Source organism: Nostoc sp. GT001 (genome assembly GCF_030382115.1).
In the GTDB taxonomy this organism is placed as follows: Bacteria; Cyanobacteriota; Cyanobacteriia; order Cyanobacteriales; family Nostocaceae; genus Nostoc.
The window spans coordinates 5,450,652-5,471,086 of the sequence record NZ_JAUDRJ010000003.1 but is presented as its reverse complement, the minus strand read 5'-3'; the positions used below and the strand labels follow the sequence as shown (position 1 = coordinate 5,471,086).

General features: G+C 42.7%; 17 protein-coding genes and 1 pseudogene. 7 read left to right on the top strand and 11 right to left on the bottom strand.

The window, feature by feature from the left end; translation table 11 throughout:
* Positions 1-90 precede the first annotated feature (90 nt).
* Positions 91-225: a hypothetical protein gene (locus QUD05_RS26030; RefSeq protein WP_289798612.1), complete on the bottom strand. Its 135-nt coding sequence runs from the start codon at positions 223-225 to the stop codon at positions 91-93.
* A gap of 186 nt (positions 226-411) precedes the next feature.
* Between QUD05_RS26030 and QUD05_RS26025 the strand changes: the two genes are divergently transcribed.
* Entirely contained in the window at positions 412-624 is a 213-nt protein-coding gene (locus QUD05_RS26025) for a CAB/ELIP/HLIP family chlorophyll-binding protein (protein ID WP_289798611.1), read from the top strand.
* Positions 625-693: 69 nt separating this feature from the next.
* Positions 694-933: a hypothetical protein gene (locus QUD05_RS26020; protein ID WP_289798610.1), complete on the top strand. Its 240-nt coding sequence runs from the start codon at positions 694-696 to the stop codon at positions 931-933.
* A 476-nt stretch (positions 934-1,409) separates the two neighbouring features.
* Here QUD05_RS26020 and QUD05_RS26015 read toward each other — a convergent pair.
* The 3 genes and pseudogenes from QUD05_RS26015 to QUD05_RS26005 form a co-directional block, all read right to left on the bottom strand.
* Positions 1,410-3,009, bottom strand: a pseudogene (locus QUD05_RS26015) (anthranilate synthase component I family protein).
* Positions 3,010-3,295: 286 nt separating this feature from the next.
* Entirely contained in the window at positions 3,296-3,718 is a 423-nt protein-coding gene (locus QUD05_RS26010) for a photosystem I reaction center subunit II PsaD (RefSeq protein ID WP_289798609.1), read from the bottom strand.
* A 166-nt stretch (positions 3,719-3,884) separates the two neighbouring features.
* On the bottom strand, positions 3,885-5,894 hold the full coding sequence (locus QUD05_RS26005) for a DICT sensory domain-containing protein (RefSeq protein ID WP_289798608.1): 2,010 nt from the start codon (positions 5,892-5,894) through the stop codon (positions 3,885-3,887).
* 811 nt (positions 5,895-6,705) lie between these two features.
* On the opposite strand from QUD05_RS26005, the gene QUD05_RS26000 reads away from it, so the two are divergent.
* Positions 6,706-8,997, top strand: a complete 2,292-nt coding sequence (locus QUD05_RS26000) for an amylo-alpha-1,6-glucosidase (RefSeq protein WP_289798607.1) — start codon at positions 6,706-6,708, stop codon at positions 8,995-8,997.
* A 71-nt stretch (positions 8,998-9,068) separates the two neighbouring features.
* Here QUD05_RS26000 and QUD05_RS25995 read toward each other — a convergent pair whose 3' ends face one another.
* The 5 genes from QUD05_RS25995 to QUD05_RS25975 form a co-directional block, all read right to left on the bottom strand.
* The gene (locus QUD05_RS25995) at positions 9,069-9,749 is read right to left on the bottom strand and encodes a hypothetical protein (RefSeq protein WP_289798606.1); all 681 of its coding nucleotides are present in this window, start codon (positions 9,747-9,749) and stop codon (positions 9,069-9,071) included.
* A complete protein-coding gene (locus tag QUD05_RS25990; protein ID WP_289798605.1) occupies positions 9,749-10,162 on the bottom strand; it encodes a RusA family crossover junction endodeoxyribonuclease in 414 nt (137 codons plus the stop codon). Before QUD05_RS25990 ends, QUD05_RS25995 begins: the two co-directional genes overlap by 1 nt.
* 36 nt (positions 10,163-10,198) lie before the next feature.
* A complete protein-coding gene (locus tag QUD05_RS25985; protein ID WP_289798604.1) occupies positions 10,199-10,387 on the bottom strand; it encodes a hypothetical protein in 189 nt (62 codons plus the stop codon).
* Positions 10,388-10,560: 173 nt separating this feature from the next.
* The gene (locus tag QUD05_RS25980; RefSeq protein ID WP_289798603.1) at positions 10,561-10,890 is read right to left on the bottom strand and encodes a DUF2973 domain-containing protein; all 330 of its coding nucleotides are present in this window, start codon (positions 10,888-10,890) and stop codon (positions 10,561-10,563) included.
* 297 nt (positions 10,891-11,187) lie between these two features.
* On the bottom strand, positions 11,188-11,505 hold the full coding sequence (locus tag QUD05_RS25975; protein ID WP_289798602.1) for a DUF2605 domain-containing protein: 318 nt from the start codon (positions 11,503-11,505) through the stop codon (positions 11,188-11,190).
* 654 nt (positions 11,506-12,159) lie between these two features.
* On the opposite strand from QUD05_RS25975, the gene thrS reads away from it, so the two are divergent.
* The gene (gene thrS / locus QUD05_RS25970) at positions 12,160-13,995 is read left to right on the top strand and encodes a threonine--tRNA ligase (RefSeq protein ID WP_289800083.1); all 1,836 of its coding nucleotides are present in this window, start codon (positions 12,160-12,162) and stop codon (positions 13,993-13,995) included.
* Positions 13,996-14,361: 366 nt separating this feature from the next.
* Complete coding sequence (locus QUD05_RS25965) at positions 14,362-14,805, top strand: hypothetical protein (RefSeq protein WP_289798601.1); 444 nt, start codon at positions 14,362-14,364, stop codon at positions 14,803-14,805.
* A 750-nt stretch (positions 14,806-15,555) separates the two neighbouring features.
* On the opposite strand, the gene QUD05_RS25960 is transcribed toward QUD05_RS25965, so the two are convergent.
* Positions 15,556-18,756 (bottom strand): HEAT repeat domain-containing protein, encoded by a 3,201-nt coding sequence (locus tag QUD05_RS25960; protein WP_289798600.1) that lies wholly within the window; start codon positions 18,754-18,756, stop codon positions 15,556-15,558.
* 203 nt (positions 18,757-18,959) lie between these two features.
* Between QUD05_RS25960 and QUD05_RS25955 the strand changes: the two genes are divergently transcribed.
* Both QUD05_RS25955 and QUD05_RS25950 read left to right on the top strand, forming a co-directional pair.
* On the top strand, positions 18,960-19,118 hold the full coding sequence (locus tag QUD05_RS25955) for a hypothetical protein (protein WP_289798599.1): 159 nt from the start codon (positions 18,960-18,962) through the stop codon (positions 19,116-19,118).
* Positions 19,118-19,987, top strand: coding sequence for a DUF4351 domain-containing protein (locus tag QUD05_RS25950; RefSeq protein ID WP_289798598.1), 870 nt, complete (start codon positions 19,118-19,120; stop codon positions 19,985-19,987). Before QUD05_RS25955 ends, QUD05_RS25950 begins: the two co-directional genes overlap by 1 nt.
* On the opposite strand, the gene QUD05_RS25945 is transcribed toward QUD05_RS25950, so the two are convergent.
* Positions 19,973-20,311 carry a hypothetical protein gene (locus tag QUD05_RS25945; protein ID WP_289798597.1) on the bottom strand — a complete coding sequence of 113 codons (339 nt, stop codon included), beginning with the start codon at positions 20,309-20,311 and terminating at the stop codon, positions 19,973-19,975. The two genes, QUD05_RS25950 and QUD05_RS25945, sit on opposite strands and share 15 nt — an antisense overlap.
* Between the last annotated feature and the right edge of the window lie 124 nt (positions 20,312-20,435).

Here is a 20,435-nt window from a genome sequence, read left to right as displayed (position 1 = left end):
AATAATAATTTTTTCTGATGTTTAATTTAATGCAATTGGTACTTTTGTGTGCATCAAATTTCCATAATCCTTAGCTGAACCTATTCGCTATCAAACATCACAAGCGTCACAGCCTACTGTCAATATGGTTCGGTTAAAATTTTTTGATGAAAATTCCAGATCGCTAAAGACGCGATAAATTGCCGTCTCTACAATAATCAGTCTTTCGTCTTGACGGCGATTCATCGCGTCTCTTGCCTGAACCGAACTGTATTGAGCCGATTTCTAGACATTGCCTAGTTCTCGCACAAATCCGAAATATCCTACTCACTGAGTACGGTTCTCACTACTTTTATTTTTATGTCAAGTAGTTGCATAAAATATTTACAATAGTTAATATTTTTTTACAGAGAGCAAAACAAAGAGTCAAAAATGGCAAGTAAAGGCTTTACCATTAACGAACGCAGTCAAATCAATAGATTTGCGATTGAACCCAAAGTTTATGTTGATGAAACCCCACAGATAGGATTCACCAAATATGCCGAAAAACTCAATGGGCGTTTGGCAATGCTTGCTTTTGTTTCACTCATAGTTGTAGAAGTCATGACCGGACACGGTTTGATTGGATGGCTAACCAGCCTTTAAAGAAGACACTTTGAGATTTCTTAATTTTCTTCACTTGACGAATAAAGCAATTTAGAGGCAAACTTACTTATGAAAACCGATTTTGATTATCCCAAAAAGGATTTGATTGGACCCGTTGTTTTTAGACCTGCTTTCAACAACTTTGAGACTATCAATGCAAATCAAGCCTGGTCATTGTTTTTTACTGTCGGTCAAGATGATAAAGGACTGGGACAAGAAATTGAGTTCGGCAGATTTTTCACTAACCTTTTAATTGCAATTGGAGTAACTGGAATTACTTGGGCTATTTACTTCAGCCAATTAGGATAAGTAAGTTTGTTCATTTCTAGTGTGTAGTAACTTCAATAGAGGTCTTGGATTTGTATACCAGGACTTCTTTTAAATTTTCAATAAGTTTAAAAACTCTATTTAGCTTTGGAAAAAGTTTGATGTTGATTGGATTTATAAAGCTTCCCAATTTATCGCGATATTGTGGATACGTGGGTTTAGAAGTAGCACAAATCGTTTCCAAACATCTTGCTGTTCAAAGTAAAACCTATGTAATTCAAAATAGAAGGGTATTGGTACATCAACTTTTAAAGTCTGGTCTGGATGCTCATACCGCAGATCGAACTGTTACTGTACTTATATCAAGCCCGGTTTTACAATTAAGCAATAAAAATCAGTGTGCAATTAATTGTATGCGAAAGGAACTATAACAGGTAGAAAAAAGCATTGGTGTTAGAGGAGAGGTGACAGATTACAGGAAATATCTGTCGCCTCTAACCTGTGCGCTATTCACTACTTCAACGCAAACAACGAATCGCCTCTAATAGACCTCTAGCTTTATTCAGCGTCTCTTCGTATTCTTTTTCTGGCTCAGAATCAGCTACCAAACCTGCACCTAGCTTGTACGCTGACGGTATTATCATGCACTACCATTGTGCGAATTGCGATCGCAGTATTTAATTGCCCTTCAAAATCGTAATATCCATACACACCAGAATAAACACCCCGACGGCTAGACTCTAACTCGTGGATAATTTCCATCGCCCTAATCTTGGGTGCGCCGCTTACCGTACCTGCTGGGAAGGAAGCTTTCAGTAAATCCCATGCTGTTTTACCAATTGCTAATTTACCCACAACATTGCTAACAATGTGCATTACATGGGAGTAGCGCTCAACCACCATTAACTCATCAACTTTGACGCTACCACTCTGACAAACACGCCCCAAATCATTCCGCCCTAAATCTACAAGCATCACGTGTTCGGCAATTTCTTTGGGATCTTGGAGTAAATCTTCAGCGAAGGCTGCATCTTCCTTAGTGGTTTTACCTCGCGGACGCGTCCCAGCAATTGGGCGTACTGTCGCTATTACTCCACCATCTGAATCCGTTTCAGCTTTCACCATCACTTCAGGACTGGAACCGATAATTTGCCAATCTTGGAAGTTAAAGTAAGCCATGTAAGGCGAAGGATTTATCTGACGTAGCGACCGGTAAAGGGCAAAAGGGTCGCCTGTGTATGTTGTTGATAGTCGCTGAGAAATTACTACTTGAAAAATATCACCCGCTTTAATGTAATCTTTTGCCTTTTCAACGCTGGCACAAAAATCAGGGCGGGTAAAATTACTCTTATACTCCTCTGCGCCTCGTTCACTGAGCGTAGTCGTTGGCGTTCGCGTTAGCGTCTCTGAAAGAGAAGCCTCTCGTAGAGAAGTGCTGCTCCCCTGCGCCTCTGCTCCTCTGCTTCCAGGTGGCTTCCATTCCAATCGAGTTTTTTCCGGCGATAGGGGTAGAGATAGCTTTTCAAGCATTTGGGTGACGCGATCGCCAGCTTGTTGATATGCTGCTTTTAAATCTACATTCGGGTCGCGTAAATCAGCATAAGCGATCGCCCAAATTTTCCGCTTCACCTGGTCAAAAATCAATAAGTGGTCTACCTGCATCCACAATCCATCAGGTATATTACGCTCATCTGGTGGATAAATTGGCACACGCGGCTCAATCCACTGAATCAATTCATAGCCCCAAAACCCAAACAAACCGCCAATTCCTGGTGGTAGCTGTGGTAATTTCACTGGGTGATAAGGTGCTAAACATTCGGCTAAAGCTGTAAAAGGATCGCCAGCAAAAACCACCTGCGAACCATCGCGGTTTTTCTGAGTCGTGCGATCGCCTCTTGCTTCCAAAACCCACACCGGATCGCAGCCCACTAAACTATAGCGTCCCAGCTTTTCCCCACCTTCTATCGATTCCAACAAAAAGCTATAAGGCTGACCCGCACAAACTTTATACCAAGCGGATACAGGCGTATCTAAGTCCGCCACCCATTCTTGATATACGGGGACGAAGTTGCCTTGTAGAGCTAGTTGAGAAAATTCGGAGAAATCGGGGAATACCATAAATTGCTTAGGGATGGGGCATAAGAAGCAGAGGGGCAGAGGAGCAGCACTTCTCTACGAGAGGCTTCTCTTTCAGAGACGCTAACGCGAACGCCAACGACTACGCTCAGTGAACGAGGAGCAGAGGAGAAATAATAACTCCTAACTCAGCACTCCTGAAGGGCATGGGGTACAAGAAGCAGAGGGGCAGAGGTAATAGGGCGCAGAGGGGAAATATTTGCTGTAACTTTCCCCCCTGCTCCTCTGCTCCTCTGCTCCTCTGCTCTCCGTCCCCAATGCCTAGTCCCTATACGTCGTGGGTAGCTTTACCACTGAACTTGAGTTGTGATGGATTGGGGTTTTGCCCAATGCTGCGTGGGACATAACGCACTTTTTCACGACCTTCATTTACTTTTTCGGGGAAGACACCATCAGCTGGGTGAAGTAAGGTAGTTTCTCCGTTGGGTAAAATCCGGTAAACTTTGTAGTCTGTGATTTTGAGTTTGCGAAGTTGCTGACCGCCCAAAAAGATGCCATATTCTTTACGAGCTATATACAGCAGGTTTTCACCTTTCCGCATAACAGCAGCACCACCTGTAGGCAATTCAAATACTTGCTCTTTCGGGCTAGTCCAAGTGATAGCGTACTTTTCTTCAACTACTGCTTTGTTTAGCAAGCCACCAGTGCTGCCAGCAAATAGCGGGGTTTGTCCAGAGAGTGTTTCTGCCATAAAGATGATTCTCTCAACGTTTTTAGGGAATCCTAACACCGCAACCACGATCATATTGCGATCGCGTCATAGACTGTAACAGTTTTTAGTCATTTTTCCTTTGTTCTTTGTCATTTGTTAAAAACCAATGCCCCATTCTCAACGACGAATGACAAAGGACTAATACCTATTTACTCTTGACTTTTGTCCGTTTTTCCTCTTGGCTACTCCGAACAATCGGTATGGTGAAGTGAAACTGACTACCCTGGTCTTTGCCAATTGACTCTGCCCAAATTTGCCCACCCCAGCCATTAACAATTTGACGGCAAATTGCTAAACCAAGTCCAGTCCCGCCAGTGGTGCGGCGCAGCGCTCCTTCTTCTTGATAGAAGCGGTCAAAAACTACTTCTAAGCGATTTGGTTCAATGCCGCGTCCGCTATCAGCTACAGTCACCTCGACCATTTGACGGCTGTTGTAAATAGCTTCAATCGTGATTTCTCCTTGGGGTGGCGTAAATTTCAAAGCATTGTCCATGAGTTTTGCCAGCACTTCGACTAGCCAATCACCATCTGCTCTGACTAAAGGTAGGTTTTCGGCAATTTGAGTCTTGATTTGGGGCTGCTTTTCCATTGAGGAACGGGTGCGATTTCGGCTGAGTGCTAAATCGACACATTCTTGTAAGGTGAGGGATTCTGGATGCCATTCCACCCGCCCGCTTTCCAAGTTGGAAAGTGTAAGAAAATCTTGTACCAGTTTTCGCATCCGCTCTGAGTCGGAAAGAGCGGTGTTGAGCATCACCTGCTGCAATTCCAAGGGCATATCTGGTTCGGTAGCAAGACTTTCCAAGCACACTTGAATTGTGGATAGGGGAGTACGCAGTTCGTGTCCAGTGATGGCTATGAGGTTGCTGCGGGTGCGGTCTAGGGCTTCTAGCTGCTGGTTAAGTTCTTCTAGATTAGCGTAAGCTTCCGCTTGGATGAGAGCTGCTCCTACTTGGGTAGCGATCGCTTCTACCAAATCCAATTCCCCAGGTTGGCACTCGTGCGGTGGCATTCGGCAGTAATGTAACTCCACAATCCCCAATAATCGCCCTTGATAGAAAACTGGTTCCATCAGCCAAGAACGAATGGCAAACTTTTTGGCGATCGTGGAAAGTCCTGGCGATTTGGTAACGCGGGGGTCACTCAGCGTATCGCTTACACAAACACCTTCGCCTTGTTCTACGATGTCCCGAAATAGGGAATTTTTCTCTAACTCCCAGGTTTGCCCACAAACAGATAAAACACCGGGATTCAAAAACTCGTGTTCAATTATGGCTTGGCTATCTGTAGCTTGAGCGCGGTAAATTAAACAGCGACAAGCTTCTAGGTGTTGCCCTAATTCTTGTGCTGCCACCTGGAGAACTTCGTGAGGATCGAGCGATCGCCGAATAGCAGTACTAATTGAGTTGACTAATCGTTCTTTTCGTGCTTGGGCAGCAATAGAACGGTAGGCTTTGTGCAATTTGTACTGACTAGCTTGCAAATAAGTTACTAAGCGCTGCACAAAGGGATCTGTATCGATGTCACAGGCATACTCATTTACCTGTTCTGTCCCAGACTGGTTTCGCGGCTCCCCGATGCCAAACCTTTGACGTGCCTGTTGAATTTTACTTGTCAGTTCTGGTCTGTAAACCAAAATCCTATCTAACAGCAATTCGGCGGCTTTCAGGCTAACTCCCCTTTCCGATGTCCAAATTCCCTCAAATCTTCGGGCTGTGTCTATATCCAGATTCGGGCTTAGTTCCGGTAGTTGCTTGTTTTTGGCAAGAGAACCAAGGTTTTCTCGGCAAACCAGACAAGTAGCATAATTGTCAGCAATCACTACCAAATGCCACTCCTGACTTAAGCCATCCGTTGGCTCAAAAGCCACTTTTTCGTAGTGTTCCGAACTGTTGATGAAATCCGTTTCTGGAGCAGATAATACGTATATTTGATTACTTCGCAAAGCAAGTCGCTGGTAGCGATGAGCTTCTTGGCGGTAGAATCGCTCTCGCTGGAAACTAGCAATTACAAGGGGTTTAGCTAAAGTCGCAGCCAAAACTTGATCTTCCATCGCGTGGGAGAGCGCCGTTAATGAAGCCTTAAAATATAGCTGGGGCCGCAAGTGGGGTAGGGACTTTAGCAGATCACTCAGCACAGAAGTCGAAATGCTCATGAATTATTGTTAAACGCTCAACCTCGATCAGATCCACGTCACAGCTGCATTGTACAAATTTCAAGGGACTCTCAAGTTAAATAGACAGCTGCAATATGTAAAGAACGCTAAAAAGCGCTTTTCGCCAAAGCAGTCGCAACACTTCGTTACCAACTAAGGGGTGTGGAACTTGATTTGTTGATTGACAACCTATTACGCCCAATATACATTCTCTACAACTGATGCTTTTGCTTGTACAGGTAAAATCTTTCAGGAATAAGTACTAAAACATTAATTATTGTATGGTTTTAACTACTGTGTTCGCTAATAACCACGGATGATAGATTTACAGTCCATGTGTCGGCAAAATAGCCTGTTGTAGACATCGCCTACTTTGCCGACGTTGATTTTTGCTCGCTAAATAAATTTTCTTAGCCAAAAATCGTGAACTGCGATATTCACATAACTTAATCAATGATTAGTGATTAAACTTAATCAATTAATTATCATAAATTTAGTCTAATCAAATATCAAAGATTATTTAAAACAAAATCGTATACTAAATAAATGTTCTCTATGCCCAACAAAAACTGTAAGTTCCACGTGTTTGCTGAGTATAGTATATATCTTGTGTATTTGAAAGTTCAACGACTAATAAATTATCTCAAAATCGTCAGTTTTCAGTCTTGACCTCACACTTATACGACCTAAATAAATTTAGTTGCTCTGTCTCAAAGCAAAAGGGTATTTATTCTTTCCCTCTGTCTCTTGGGCAACAGACTTCTACTCAAAAGACGACAAAAATATAGACCTGTACACGGAATTTTGTCTAATGACACCGGATACGCTAATGACCCCAGAAAAAATTTTTCTGGATGGAAAAACTTTTATTCCTGCCGAACAATTACCGATCCCGGAGTGGCCTTGTGTTGTGGCTGAAAGATCGCAACCGACACTAACGGTTAAAGATGATGATTTATTTTTCGTGACAGATACTATCGGGAATATTTCTGGCTGTTCCCTCAATGATGGCAATCCCAGTATGGGACTGTTTTGTTGTGATACGAGATTTCTGAATCGCTTGGAGTTACAAATTGAAGGGCGATCGCCTGTACTTCTAAGTAGTACTGCTGAGAAAGGTTTTTCACTCTCAGTTTTGTGTACTACCCCCAGAATCGACGATCGCCTGAAAGCCGAGACTATCGGAATTCGCCGAGAAATCGTGCTGAATGGGGCACTATTTGAAGAAATAGAAGTATCTAACTACAGCACAACCACTGTCAATTTTGAACTAAGTATCAGCTTTGATGCGGATTTTGTAGATTTATTTGAAGTCCGGGGCTATGACAGAGAAAAACGAGGTCGGCTTTTACGTCTAGTAGAACCGACGACTGAGGAAGGAACATTTTCTCACGTCGATGGCGTTGCACCAGTACCTAAAGAGCCATCTGCCTCTAGAGAAGAATCCTTAACCCTCGCCTATCAAGGTCTGGATGGCTCAGTGATGGAATCCCGGATTCTATTCCAGCATCGGCAACCAGACTCTTTCAAGGGTTACACTGCGGTTTGGCAGCTTGAGTTGGCTTCTCACGAAACTCAAAAGTTGGGCTACCGAGTGAATATGTTGAGAAACAACCAGTCTAGTTCTACTGTGAGCGCCGCCACGACATTAGGACAGGCAAAAGCTGCTGAATTGATGGAGGAGCAAAACTGGGTACAACAAATTACCCGCATTAGCTCAGATAAGAGTAGCTTCAATCGAGTGATTGAGCAGGCTGAACAAGATATGTATTTGTTGCGCCAATCTTTTGGTAAGCATAAGACTGTTTCCGCCGGAGTGCCTTGGTTTTCGACATTATTTGGGCGAGATTCGTTGATTACAGCTTCCCAAACCCTGATGTTAAACTCGCAAATCGCCAAAGAAACTCTGATATTACTGGCGACATACCAAGGTAAAATCGATGACGAATGGCGCGAAGAAGAACCGGGTAAGATTTTGCACGAGTTACGTTTGGGAGAAATGGCTCGTTGTCAAGAAATTCCCCATACACCTTACTACGGTACTGTTGATGCCACTCCTTTGTGGCTGATGCTCTATGCCGAACATTATGCTTGGACTCACGATGGAGAACTCCTAGAGCAACTTTGGCCCAATGCTCTAGCGGCAATGGATTGGATCGATCGCAATATCAAACAAACCAGTTACCTCAGCTACTTCCGTACATCGAAACGCGGTCTTGCTAACCAAGGTTGGAAAGACTCTGGCGACTGTATTGTAGACCGCAAGGGAGAATTAGCCAACGGGCCAATTGCTCTTTGTGAGGTACAAGCTTACGTCTATGCTGCAAAAATACGCTTATCAGAAATAGCTAGAATGAAGAAGCGCCTTGATTTGGCAGATCGTTGGCAAGAAGAGGCGAGAAATCTTAAGGTTCGTTTTAATCAAGATTTTTGGGTGGAAGACCAAGATTTCTGCGCTCTGGCTTTGGATGGAGAAGGCAAGCCAGTAGACAGTATTACCTCAAATCCTGGCCATTGTCTGCAATTGGGACTCTTCACAGACGAAAAAGCTCATAGTGTAGCAGAACGCTTACGGGCACCAGACATGTTTAATGGTTGGGGCATTCGGACTCTAAGTAGTTTGTCACCTGCTTATAATCCGATGGGTTATCACATTGGTTCGGTTTGGCCCCATGATAACGCTCTAATTGCAATGGGATTGCGATCGCTCGGTCTTATCGATCAAGCCTTAGAAATATTCCAAGGTTTATTTGACATGACTGAGCAACAACCCTATCAACGTCCTCCAGAACTTTTTTGCGGCTACGAACGGAACGGTGATAATGCTCCTGTGCAGTATCCGGTTGCTTGCACTCCTCAAGCTTGGGCTACGGGTAGTGTTTTCCAACTACTGCAAATGATGGTCAACTTGGTGCCTGATGCTCAAAATAACTGCTTGCGAATAATCGACCCCGCTTTGCCAGAATCGATTAATCGCCTATCATTTCATAATTTGCGAGTCGGCCCTACCATCCTCGATTTAGAATTTGAGCGTTCTGGGACTACGACTGCTTGTCGCGTTGCGAAAAAACGGGGTAATTTACGGGTAGTTATTGAAGCTTAGAGAGAGTAGGGAGTAGGAAATTTACCACTCCCTATTTTATGGTTAGTGCGATCCACTCCAAAAATCCAGTGTTAGCCTGCTTCATTGTCAGTGTGTAGAGTTCTTAAAAGCTGCTCTGTAAGCTCGATTAATTCAGATACATAATTTTGCGTAATTTGTGTAGTTTTGAAGCCATGAGCAATAGAATTACGTAATGGAAGTGCATTCATTAGTAATTCATACTCAGATTTTGAAATTACACCTTCAGTTGCTAATTGCTTGACTAAGTAGCGTGGATCAAATCTTTGTAAACTTAGCTTTTCCTTTTGGACAATAAGTCTTATAGTTGCTTCTAGTAAAGACCAGGAATATAGGAGAGCTAATTCTGGATGTTGCGTTGTAAGTTGCCTTGCTGCTTGCAACTGTAATTCTATTTCATGCTCTTGAAGAGAAGCCTCTGCTTTCAGAGAATACGTTGTATCCTCCGGGTTGGTCATTACTAATTCAAATCTCCAACCAGGATGTTTTTCTACCGCTTGAGCTAAATTACCTAAATATTGATTAGAAGAAGAGTTCAGTGAGGAGCGTGACTTGACTTCAATAACTACATTTTCTTCTCCCCTACGTACTATCATGTCAGGGCGATAGTGATTAAGGAAGTCAGGCAAGTCTTCTGGATTTGGATGAAAAAAAACTTCGTAACCCTTCTGGCGATACTCCTCTGCTAGTTTCAGCAATCGCTCTCTTTCTAAGTTTGCAGTTGGAGTTTCCATCAAATAATTACCTCCTGATTAGGAGCATTAATTACGACAATATGTAAGAACTCATTGCCACGAGCAAAGCCTTCCGCCAATGTCGGGGTCATGTTTTCTATTGTAAAGTTACCTGACAAATTCCTCTTTCTAACTAGGAGATCGCTTACTTGATTATCATCGACGTAGGCTAATCCTTTAATTGCATCTTGAATAGGCTTCACTATATTGTCTACATCTATTTGATCATAATCATAGAAATAGGTTATTTGGAGCATAACCAACCCAGTAGCTGTTTTTTGTTCCGAAGACCAGTATTTCTCAGCCTCTTGTCGCACTGTCTTTTTCCAATCTTGAAGCCGATTGCCCTTACCGCGAGTACGAGCCTGTTGTGATACTGGTGGCCCATCTACTATGAACTCAAATCTGGTCAATGCACTTTTAAATAATAGATTGTAGGTTATTCTATGCTAGTAACCTAGAACACAAGCAGATAACTCCCGCTCAACCTGCTCAATTGGAATCCCCTGCCTTTGGTCAATCTGGTCAAACCCTTCCCGTATAGCTGCAGTAAACTCAATTTTCTGAACAATTTCTCTTAGGGTTACATCCTGGGGTAAATGTTTTACCAACTCAATAACGGCTTCTTTGTCACTCATAGCAACTTAAACCTGCGCCCAGTGGACAACACAATGTTAACTTACCAGCCTACTGACGCGATCGCCCCAAATTCAAAGATGGTAATAAATTTCTACTAAAAAATTAAGGATGTAAAAACAACAATCATTTACACCCAAATTGCTAACAGACGCGATTAATCGCGTCTCTGCTTTTATGCTTCTTCGGAATTATCTCTTTTATTTCCTGGGGATGCTTCGTAAAGTGCATCAAGATGTTGACGTGCATCTTCAACGTTAATTGAACGCATTATCAAAAGTGGCTCTTTAATTAAGTTTCCAGCGCTATCTAATAACTCTGGATGGGGTACAAATTGTCTCTTTGATGAATAATAACCATAGTTGCCTTGATTATTCATTGGCGAGGAATTTGTCGGGTAAGTTCGCTCCCGATCAAAACTGAACATAATCAGGTTACGAATTAAGTTGCCAACAGCTATAAATGCAAGGATTGTAAAAGCAAGAATGTAAAGCAGGTGTAACATTGGATTTTCCTCCAGAACAGGAATTTTTTAAACTTTATTTTGTAACGCTTTGTTTCGCCGATACTGTGACTCACAGTTAAGACGATTATTCTACGCACTCTTCATGCGCTTACATTTATATGGAGCTATTTGTCAACCGTTATTCCACTTACGGTAGCATAGGATACATTATTTTGTTAATCCAAATAATGTTAAGAAATTATTAAGAGTTTTTTACTATCTTTTTAACGACTGATGCGTAGACGCTTCCTTGGCTAGTCTTGAGACATCGCTAAGTTGTCAGCCGAAATTTAGCGCTTAGACTTCACGTCCTTGACGAAAGCGCATTGCGACATTCCAGCATTCTGTTACTAATTCATGCCAAGGCATTAACGTTGCCATATCAATTCCAACTTGTTTATCAGTTGCATTAAATAGCATCTTCGCCGTATTTAGTTCATCCTGCGCTTGCTTAACCCGCAAGAGCAAGTCAGATTGCTCTTGGTGACTCATAAATGATAGTTCCTCAGTTTCGAGTAAATGGCGCGATCGCGTAAACCAATGCTGAAAATCTTCCAGCAGCGGATCTAAAACCGTTTTCAGCAACTCTGGCCCTGGTAAATTTGAGTCTGACATAAATGAGAGAGATATTTCAAACTTGCTTACTAATATTAACGTTATTTACGTTTCTTAATACTTTTTTGGTTTCTCTCATAATTGTTGATGTAAAAATTTGTAACAAAGGGCACAGAATTTATTATATAGTCTTGATATCTGGTTTGTACAGTGCTGTTGGAGAGGTAACTATAGGTATATATGACACCGAGTTGCAATTCATCAGATAATTTAGCGATGTCTACGATGGTCACTGAGCGCAGCCGTTCGCGCAGCGTCTCGTAGAGAAGTGCGGGCTACGCCTACGCGGCCAATCCTGAATTTGACACTCAGGTAAGAAATCAAAAATTTATCTTTATCTTTGGATTGAAGAAGAATTCAGGAGTNCAAAATTCAGGACTGAGAATCAAAATAGTGGGGGATTCAAACCCGCCACCTAGAAACACCATTAAAGAAAACATATTTAGCAGAGTCTTAAACCCCTTTATTCATTACGCCAGTACTTCGACAAACTCAGTACATCGGATTCCAATTCATTCTGAATTCTGAATTCTGACTCCTGAATTCTTTCTTGATAGCTGAAAAAAACAAAAACCAAAGTCGTTATAGTTGAATAAGCCTACAGATTCAGATAAATCACCTTTTGTAATCACCTCGCCAACGGTTCAGCAGCCAATGTCGCCAAATTCATCAAATCAGTCACAACAGTCAGAACAAGTTGAAAAAATTTATTTACCGCGTACCAGCGAATCGGAGAACTTAAAAAAGATTCGCCACACTGCTTCCCATGTAATGGCAATGGCAGTACAAAAGCTGTTTCCCAAGGCACAAGTTACAATCGGCCCTTGGATTGAAAACGGTTTTTACTACGACTTCGACAGTCCAGAACCATTTAGTGAAAACGATCTCAAAGCCATCAAGAAAGAGATGGCGAAGATTATCAATCGCAAACTGGCAGTAATTCGGGAAGAAGTCAGCCGCGAAGAAGCCGAACGCCGGATTCAGGAAATTAAGGAACCTTACAAGCTAGAAATTCTGGCAGATATCAAAAACGAACCAATCACGATTTACCACCTGGGGAATGAATGGTGGGATTTGTGCGCGGGGCCTCATCTGGAAAATCTCAGTGAATTAAACCCGAAAGCAATTGAACTAGAAAGTGTTGCTGGCGCTTATTGGCGTGGGGATGAAACCAAAGCCCAATTACAACGCATCTACGCCACCGCTTGGGAAAGTCCAGAACAACTCACTGAATATAAGCGACGTAAAGAAGAAGCACTGCGGCGAGATCACCGGAAACTGGGTAAGGAACTGGGATTATTTATATTTTCTGACCAAGTGGGGCCGGGTTTACCTTTATGGACACCCAAAGGCACTTTGTTAAGGAGTACTTTAGAAGACTTCCTCAAACAAGAACAGATCAAACGTGGCTACCAGCAGGTTGTCACCCCTCACATTGGCAGAGTGGATTTATTTAAAACCTCTGGACACTGGCAGAAATATAAAGACGATCTGTTCCCAATGATGGCAGAAAATGAGGAAGCTGCTGCACAGGAACAAGGCTTTGTTCTCAAAGCCATGAATTGCCCTTTTCACATCCAAATATATAAGAGCGAGTTGCGTTCCTATCGGGAACTACCGATGCGGTTAGCAGAATTTGGTACTGTTTACCGCTACGAACAATCAGGAGAACTGGGCGGTTTAACACGGGTGCGGGGTTTCACTCAAGATGATGCCCATATATTTGTCACTCCAGAACAGTTAGACAGCGAATTCCTCAAGGTAGTGGATTTGATCTTGTCAGTGATTAAGACTTTGCAATTGGGGAATTTCAAAGCACGACTGAGTTTCCGCGATCCAGCTAGTGATAAGTATATTGGTTCCGATGAAGCTTGGAACCAGGCTGAAAATGCAATTCGCCGGGCTGTTGAAACCTTGGGGATGGAGCATTTTGAGGGAATTGGGGAAGCAGCTTTCTACGGGCCTAAACTAGATTTTATTGTCAGTGATGCCCTAGAAAGGGAGTGGCAATTAGGAACTGTGCAGGTAGATTACAATTTGCCAGAACGCTTTGATTTGGAGTACGTCGCCGAAGATGGTGTTCGCAAACGTCCAGTGATGATTCACCGTGCGCCTTTTGGTTCGCTGGAAAGGTTGATTGGGATCTTAATTGAAGAATATGCAGGGGATTTCCCTTTGTGGTTAGCGCCAGTGCAAGCTAGATTACTACCCGTGGGTGATACACAGCTAGACTTTGCTAAAGATGTGGTAACGAAAATGAGAGCGTTAGGCATCCGTGCAGAAGTTGATACCAGTGGCGATCGCTTGGGTAAACAAATTCGCAATGCAGAGAAAGAAAAAATACCCGTAATGGCGGTGGTAGGAGCTAAGGAAGTGGAAACTAACACTTTGAGTATCCGTACCCGCGCCTCTGGAGAATTGGGAGTTATAGCTGTAGATGAGGTGGTAGATAAAATGAAGGATGCGATCGCTAAGTTCGAGAATTTCTAAAATCTAACCGGGAGAATTTCTAAAATCTAACCGCATACGCACACTAATCATATATTGGTGTGCGTTTTGTCTAGCTGGTAGGTTTTGGGAAGGTGCGATCGTAACCTATTTAATTATCAAAGACTCGTTGACGGAGATAAAAGGTGGATTCATCCAGTTCAAACACTCATTTTAATTTTAACTTTTCACAGGATTTGGAAGGTCAGAAAGTATCACAGACAACAAAAGTTTTCTCAATCACCGCACCCAAGAAAACTTTTCGAGTTATTCAAGACTGATAGGATTGATTTAAAGACTTGTGGAATCTGCTCTTCCTAAACAGACTGGACTTGCATAAATTACTATCAACAATTGTTGATTCACATCATGAACCGCTTTACCTCTATTTTGCTGGCTGGCTTGATAGCATCTGCATCAGCTTTAGCTATTTCCCCAAAAGCCGAGGCTAATACACAAGCATCTTATGTTGCTCAGTTTGATAGCTACGGCTACGATCGCAACGATGATGGTAACTACGAACGTCATAGTCGTCACTACAGAAATGGTGATTATGACCGCCAGAACGACCTTCGCAACATTCGTGACAACGATCGCCGCTATGGCCGCGACAATAATCGCCGTTATGACCGCGACAATAATCGTCGTTATGACCGCGATAATAATCGTCGTTATGACCGCGATAATAATCGTCGTTATGACCGCGATAATAATCGTCGTTATGACCGCGACAATAATCGCCGATATGACCGCGATAATAACCTTCGCAACATTCGTTTTCGCTATGACCGCGATCGCGGGGGACGTGGTTAATCCTTTTGACTATTATATTAAGCTTAGTTCCAAGTGAACTGAGCATTGATTCTACTTGGTCGTAGGACAGACACAATCTCTTTTTCCACTCATATCATGTCCGCTTGATTGCTTATTAAACCCGAAGAACCCCACCCCGCCAAAGCTGTGCTTTGTCTCCCCTCCCCGCAGGCGGGGAGGGGGTTGGGGGTGGGGTTATTTTATTATGGGTAATTTGGCAGACATGATATCATTCCAATATCTGACTTTTCACTCTTATCTAGAAAACCTCGCTTTTATTCCCTAGTAACGAAGCTTGCTCAGGGGTTAGCTTTTCTACATGAGGTGAAAAGTCAGATTTTTATGAGATCAAGAATTTACCAGCCTAGACTCATTAATGGAGTTTAAAGGCTCATTAATGGAGCTAAAATACTCATTTTAGAGTGTTCTAAAAAATAAATGATTCAAAATCCGTCATTGCGAGCGAAGCGAAGCAATCCCAGTCTTTGCGATTGCTTTGCTTCGCTCGCAATGACAATTGAGCATTTTTTTACTTGGAGTACTCTTACCTCAGACTATAAGTCAATACGGTTCAGTTAAGCATTGTTTTCCTCTCTCTGTTCCCTCTGTGCCTCTGCGGTTCGTTAAAAAAATTGACTTTGATAAAGAGTTTTAGCCTTAACTGAACCGTATTGGACTATAAGTCTCTTTCTCAATTACGAATTACGTTAGCATCGCGGGGAGTAGCCCATTACGAATTAGGAATTAATATCACGCCCTTGGTCGCAACAATTGCACAAAGGTATCACTCACAGTATGGTCTTTGGTATCAGCGGCGTATTGAACTAATTTTTCCTTCAGTTCTTTTGCTGCATCTAACGGCAGTAACGTTGCTAGCAAAAAGTAGACACCACGAAAACGGGGGTCGTCCATGTGGTCAATGAGTCGGTTTTTAGCTTCCTCACTCTCGCCGAGAAAGTTTTGCACCAAAAAGAAATCCATAATCTTGTCGTGGCGGAAATACCATTCTCTCTTGGCTTCCCCTTTTTCGTCTTGCCACTGACGGCTGACAACCATTTTATATTTCTCGTCTTCCAAAGACTGTAAAACTTGGTAAAATTCATCCGCAGGTAACGCCTGTTCATCCTTCAGCCGCATTTGATAAACAGCATCGGAGAATTTTTTCAGGGGAAATTCCTGGTTCCATTCTTGCAAATATTCTGCTACCATTAATTGATATTGATGTTGTTGCAAGTGAAACAAATCGGGGTATTCACCTTGGGATAACATCAGGGCTACCACAGTTAAATCCATTGGATTAGAGAGAACCTTTTCAATCGCGCTTAATTCTTGTGGTGATTGCTGATTAGTGAGGGCTTTGGTTAAAAAACTAGCAGTGGCTTGCTCATAATCAGTACCTTGAACTTTGGCATTTTTGGGCAATCGTGGCTGACGGGAAATCAGAAATTGCTGAATTTGTGGTTCTTCAAGGGGCAGCAATTTATATATTTTGGCTGTTGAGGGTGGTGTCCACTCTAGGGGTTGGGTGGTCATGATGATGTTACCCCGGAAATAGCTTTCGGCAAACTGGCAGATTTTTGCCCTGGTGTCGGCGGTAACTTCATTGAGTCCGTCAATGCAGATATCTAATGCACCACTGTAAATTAAATTCTTGAGAAAATCAGCATCTTGTGCTTGTCCGTGCAGCTTCGCTTGAATTGCCTCAATTACCCCTTTGTCACACTTGTGTGCAGGTAGATAAACCACAAGCCGCCCAGAAGTTTTTACCAAATAGCGTAGAAACATTGACTTACCCAAGCCAGAATCACCTTCCAAGATGACTTGTCCTTTGATGCTAGGTAGCACTTGGGTAATTGGTACGGGTTCGTCTACACCGGGAACTTTCACTTTAGAATTTGGAAAGTAAGCTTCGGGGTTAAAATTATCTAACCCGGCATCGGCTAGTAGAGAAGACTTGAAAGGTTCAAATAACTTTTCGCGGAAAAAGGGAACCCAGGTGAGAATTAAGCCGACGTAGCCGATACCGAGAATGCGCCTCACCCAAGGATTCCAGAAGAAGATGGCTTGAACTTGGGGAAATTTGGGATAAGCGAAGATGAGGGCAACCCAAAAGGCAGCATGAATCAAAATAGTCGTTCTAGCGTTGAGAAACCACTGCCAAGTTTTGAGATTAACTATGACTGATTGCATTGAATCAGCTTCGTTGTAGCCAGCGTCTTTGAGGTTATTGTAGTGAGTTTCTAAAATAACAATATCTTGTAGTTGCCAAGAGACTTTTTTCGCAACTACAGCAATTTGCTTGGCTAAGTCTTCCCGTAATCGTGCAAAATCTTGACTTGGTTCCCAGACTTGGGCAAAGATTTTGAGAGTTTTATCACCTTGATTATGGTTTAATTGAGTAGGAGTTGTTTGAGTGTCAGGGCGTCCTAGCCATGTGAGCAGTGTTTTGACTTCATCAGTAGCGCCACCCAGAAAATATGTCAAAAATCTCCACTGTGCAAATTCTGGTTGACCTGCGTAATAGACACTATTCAGAATTACTACAAGATTATTCAAGTTGAGTTGTTCTATATTACCCAATGCCTCTGCTGCATCTCTACGAAAATCTTTATCAACGGTTTTATCATTGAGGAAGTCGAGGATGTCTTTGACGTAGGGTTTGCCAGCATCACCCAGATTTCCCAATGCCTCTGCTGCACCATAACGAATAGAGTCGTTAATGGTTTTATCGTTGAGGATGTCAGCGAGAACTTTGATGTAGGGTTTTGCAGCTTCCCCCAGCTTCCCCAATGCCCCTGCCGTACCATAACGAACATAGTAGTTAACAGTTTTATCTTTGAGGAAGTCGAGGATGTCTTTGACGTAAGGTTTGGCAGCTTCTCCCAGATTTCCTAATGCCACTGCTGCACCATAACGAACATTTGAGTCAACAGTTTTATCGTTGAGAATGTCAGCAAGATATTTGATGTAGGGTTTGCCAGCCTCTCCCAGATTTCCCAATGCCACTGCTGCACCGTAACGAACATTTGAGTTAATAGTTTTATCTTTGAGGAAGTCAAAGATGTCTTTGACGTAGAATTGAGCTACCTCCCCCAGATTTCCCAATGCCACTGCTGCATCTTTACGAACATCATTGTCAACGGTTTTATCCTTGAGGAAGTCGAGGATATCTTTGACGTAGGGTTTGGCAGTTTCCCTAAAATTTCCTAATGCCACTGCTGCATCTTTACGAATATCATTGTCAACGGTTTTATCCTTGAGAATGTCAGTGATGTCTTTGATATAGGGTTTGGCAGTTTCCCCAAAATTTCCCAATGCCACTGCTGCACCAGAACGAACATATTTATCAACGGTTTTATCTTTGAAGATGTCAGCAATGTCTTTGACGTAGGGTTTGGCAGTTTCCCCCATATTTCCCAATGCCACTGCTGCATCTTTACGAACATATTTATCAATGGTTTTATCTTTGAGGATGTCGAGGATATCTTTGACATAGGGTTTGGCTGTCTCACCAAGATTTCCTAATGCTACTGCCACACCTCTACGAATATCATTGTCAACGGTTTTATCCTTGAGGAAGTCGAGGATGTCTTTGACGTAGGGTTTGGCTGCCTCCCTCAGATTTTCTAATGCCACTGCTGCATTGAAACGAACATATTTATCAACGGTATTATCCTTGAGGATTTTGGCAGCTTTTCGAGCAATATCTTCCGGTTTCTTTCCTAGAGATTTTAAATCTTTCAGATTGTATTCAACTAATTTGTTGAATGCAGACCCCTTTACTTGGTCATATCCATCATCCAAAGCAGCAACGATACCGTTAATCTGCCACGCTTCTGGTTGAGGCGGTTCTTTCGCGCTTACCCAAGGCAGGGCGAGGAGGAGAGTCAACAGCAGGATAAAGAGAAAAATGAAAAAGAGCGATCGCTTTTTAATTATGTGCAGATACATTTGTATAATTCGTAATTTCTTTAGTAATAAAGGCTGTTTCTGCCCTTTCTTTAGTAAGGAAAGAGAGGGGAGTTAGGTTTTTTACTAGTAAATCAGGAACCGCTACAGTTATCTTTTTACCGTCTGATAACTCAACCTAGCTAGAAATGGAATATTAATGTAATTATTACAGGAATTTAAAAAGATACGCCCAGAGTATAATAATGAGCTTGCTTGAGCGATGGTGCGTAGGCGTAGCCCGCACTTCTGCTCCTTTCGACTTCGCTCAAGGCAAGACGCTCAGTGACCATCGTAGACATCGCCTACTCAAACCACTGTACGAGATAATAACAATACCTCGTTCAATTGTTAGCGATCGTTAATGTCTTTTGATAACCTCTGCAAACTACTGTCCGAAAAACATCCTGCTACCTTTGCCAGTTGGGTATTAGGAACACCGCAAACTTCCGTCAAAGTCCTCAAAACCGAATTGAGCATTGAACCAATTCGCGCTGATTATGTCACATTTTTACAATTACAAGGACGCATTCTCCATCTGGAATTTCAAACCAAACTAGAATCTACGCCACCCCTACCCTTGCGGATGCTAGATTATTGGGTACGCTTGTATCGTTTATATCGTCTACCAATAACGCAAGTTGTCGTATTATTGCTTCCCCCTGCACCAGGAACAGTAATTGAAACTGTCTTCTGTGTCGAAACTACCCGTCATGAATATCGCGTGATTCGCTTATGGGAAGAAAATCCTGAACTATTCCTCAACGAGCCAGCTTTGTTACCCTTAGCACCACTAACAGCAACCACGCAACCTCAAGCTTTGTTGCAACAAGTTGTGGTCAAAGTTAATCAACTTGAGCCAAGACAACAACCAGAAATTTCCGCGTATACCCAAATCTTAGCGGGGTTAAAATACAATCAAGACTTGATTCGACAATTATTTCGGGAGGGTATGATGCGCGAGTCAGTGATTTATCAAGAAATTCTCGCTGAAGGCGAACAACGCGGGGAACAACGCGGACGGGAAGAAGGACGGGAAGAAGGACGAAAAGCAGAAGGGCAATTGCTCATTCTCCGTCAACTTACTCGACGGGTGGGAGAATTACCCCAAGAGGTGCTAGACCGGATTGAAACTCTCTCTTTAGAGCAATTAGAAAATCTTGGTGAAGCATTGTTGGATTTTCAGGCTCAAGCGGATTTAGAAGCCTGGTTTGCCACATTAGAGTTCAATTAACTTGAAGCCCCAAGGTTTGAGAGCCGCTAAAGCTATTTCTTCTTTTACACCCTCATAAGCCTCCCATTCCAACGGATGCTCTTTGGGATGTCCGTCGCCGACATTACCTGCAACTTTAATTATCGGACAGTTGGCGATGCGATCGCGCTCCAACCCTCTGGGAATTGCTAGTTCGATTTTGTGCCCGATAAACTTCGCGGTACTATCATTAGCTACAGATTCACGGATTAAACAAATATCACCAGCAGTCCCCCAAGTCGTTTGGTAAATGTGGAGGAATGATATATAAGTTGCAGGTTTGATGGATCTTTTTAGAACGTGCATTATCTGTAATCCTTACACTATGAGTCAAAAATCATAAATCATATAAGTATTTTCTATCACGTTCGTAGGGAAGAATGTTCTTAAATCACATTTTGCACCTAGTCCAGGCGATTAGAAACCGCCT

Coding starts and splice junctions, on each gene's coding strand:
- QUD05_RS26000 (WP_289798607.1), top strand. CDS start 6,706: ATGACACCGGATACGCTAATGACCCCAGAAAAAATTTTTCTGGATGGA.
- QUD05_RS25985 (WP_289798604.1), bottom strand. CDS start 10,387: ATGAGTGACAAAGAAGCCGTTATTGAGTTGGTAAAACATTTACCCCAG.
- QUD05_RS26010 (WP_289798609.1), bottom strand. CDS start 3,718: ATGGCAGAAACACTCTCTGGACAAACCCCGCTATTTGCTGGCAGCACT.
- QUD05_RS25965 (WP_289798601.1), top strand. CDS start 14,362: ATGAACCGCTTTACCTCTATTTTGCTGGCTGGCTTGATAGCATCTGCA.
- QUD05_RS26030 (WP_289798612.1), bottom strand. CDS start 225: ATGAATCGCCGTCAAGACGAAAGACTGATTATTGTAGAGACGGCAATT.
- QUD05_RS25955 (WP_289798599.1), top strand. CDS start 18,960: ATGAGCTTGCTTGAGCGATGGTGCGTAGGCGTAGCCCGCACTTCTGCT.
- QUD05_RS25960 (WP_289798600.1), bottom strand. CDS start 18,756: ATGTATCTGCACATAATTAAAAAGCGATCGCTCTTTTTCATTTTTCTC.
- QUD05_RS25980 (WP_289798603.1), bottom strand. CDS start 10,890: ATGTTACACCTGCTTTACATTCTTGCTTTTACAATCCTTGCATTTATA.
- QUD05_RS25950 (WP_289798598.1), top strand. CDS start 19,118: ATGTCTTTTGATAACCTCTGCAAACTACTGTCCGAAAAACATCCTGCT.
- QUD05_RS25975 (WP_289798602.1), bottom strand. CDS start 11,505: ATGTCAGACTCAAATTTACCAGGGCCAGAGTTGCTGAAAACGGTTTTA.
- QUD05_RS26025 (WP_289798611.1), top strand. CDS start 412: ATGGCAAGTAAAGGCTTTACCATTAACGAACGCAGTCAAATCAATAGA.
- QUD05_RS25995 (WP_289798606.1), bottom strand. CDS start 9,749: ATGGAAACTCCAACTGCAAACTTAGAAAGAGAGCGATTGCTGAAACTA.
- QUD05_RS26005 (WP_289798608.1), bottom strand. CDS start 5,894: ATGAGCATTTCGACTTCTGTGCTGAGTGATCTGCTAAAGTCCCTACCC.
- QUD05_RS26020 (WP_289798610.1), top strand. CDS start 694: ATGAAAACCGATTTTGATTATCCCAAAAAGGATTTGATTGGACCCGTT.
- QUD05_RS25945 (WP_289798597.1), bottom strand. CDS start 20,311: ATGCACGTTCTAAAAAGATCCATCAAACCTGCAACTTATATATCATTC.
- thrS (WP_289800083.1), top strand. CDS start 12,160: ATGTCGCCAAATTCATCAAATCAGTCACAACAGTCAGAACAAGTTGAA.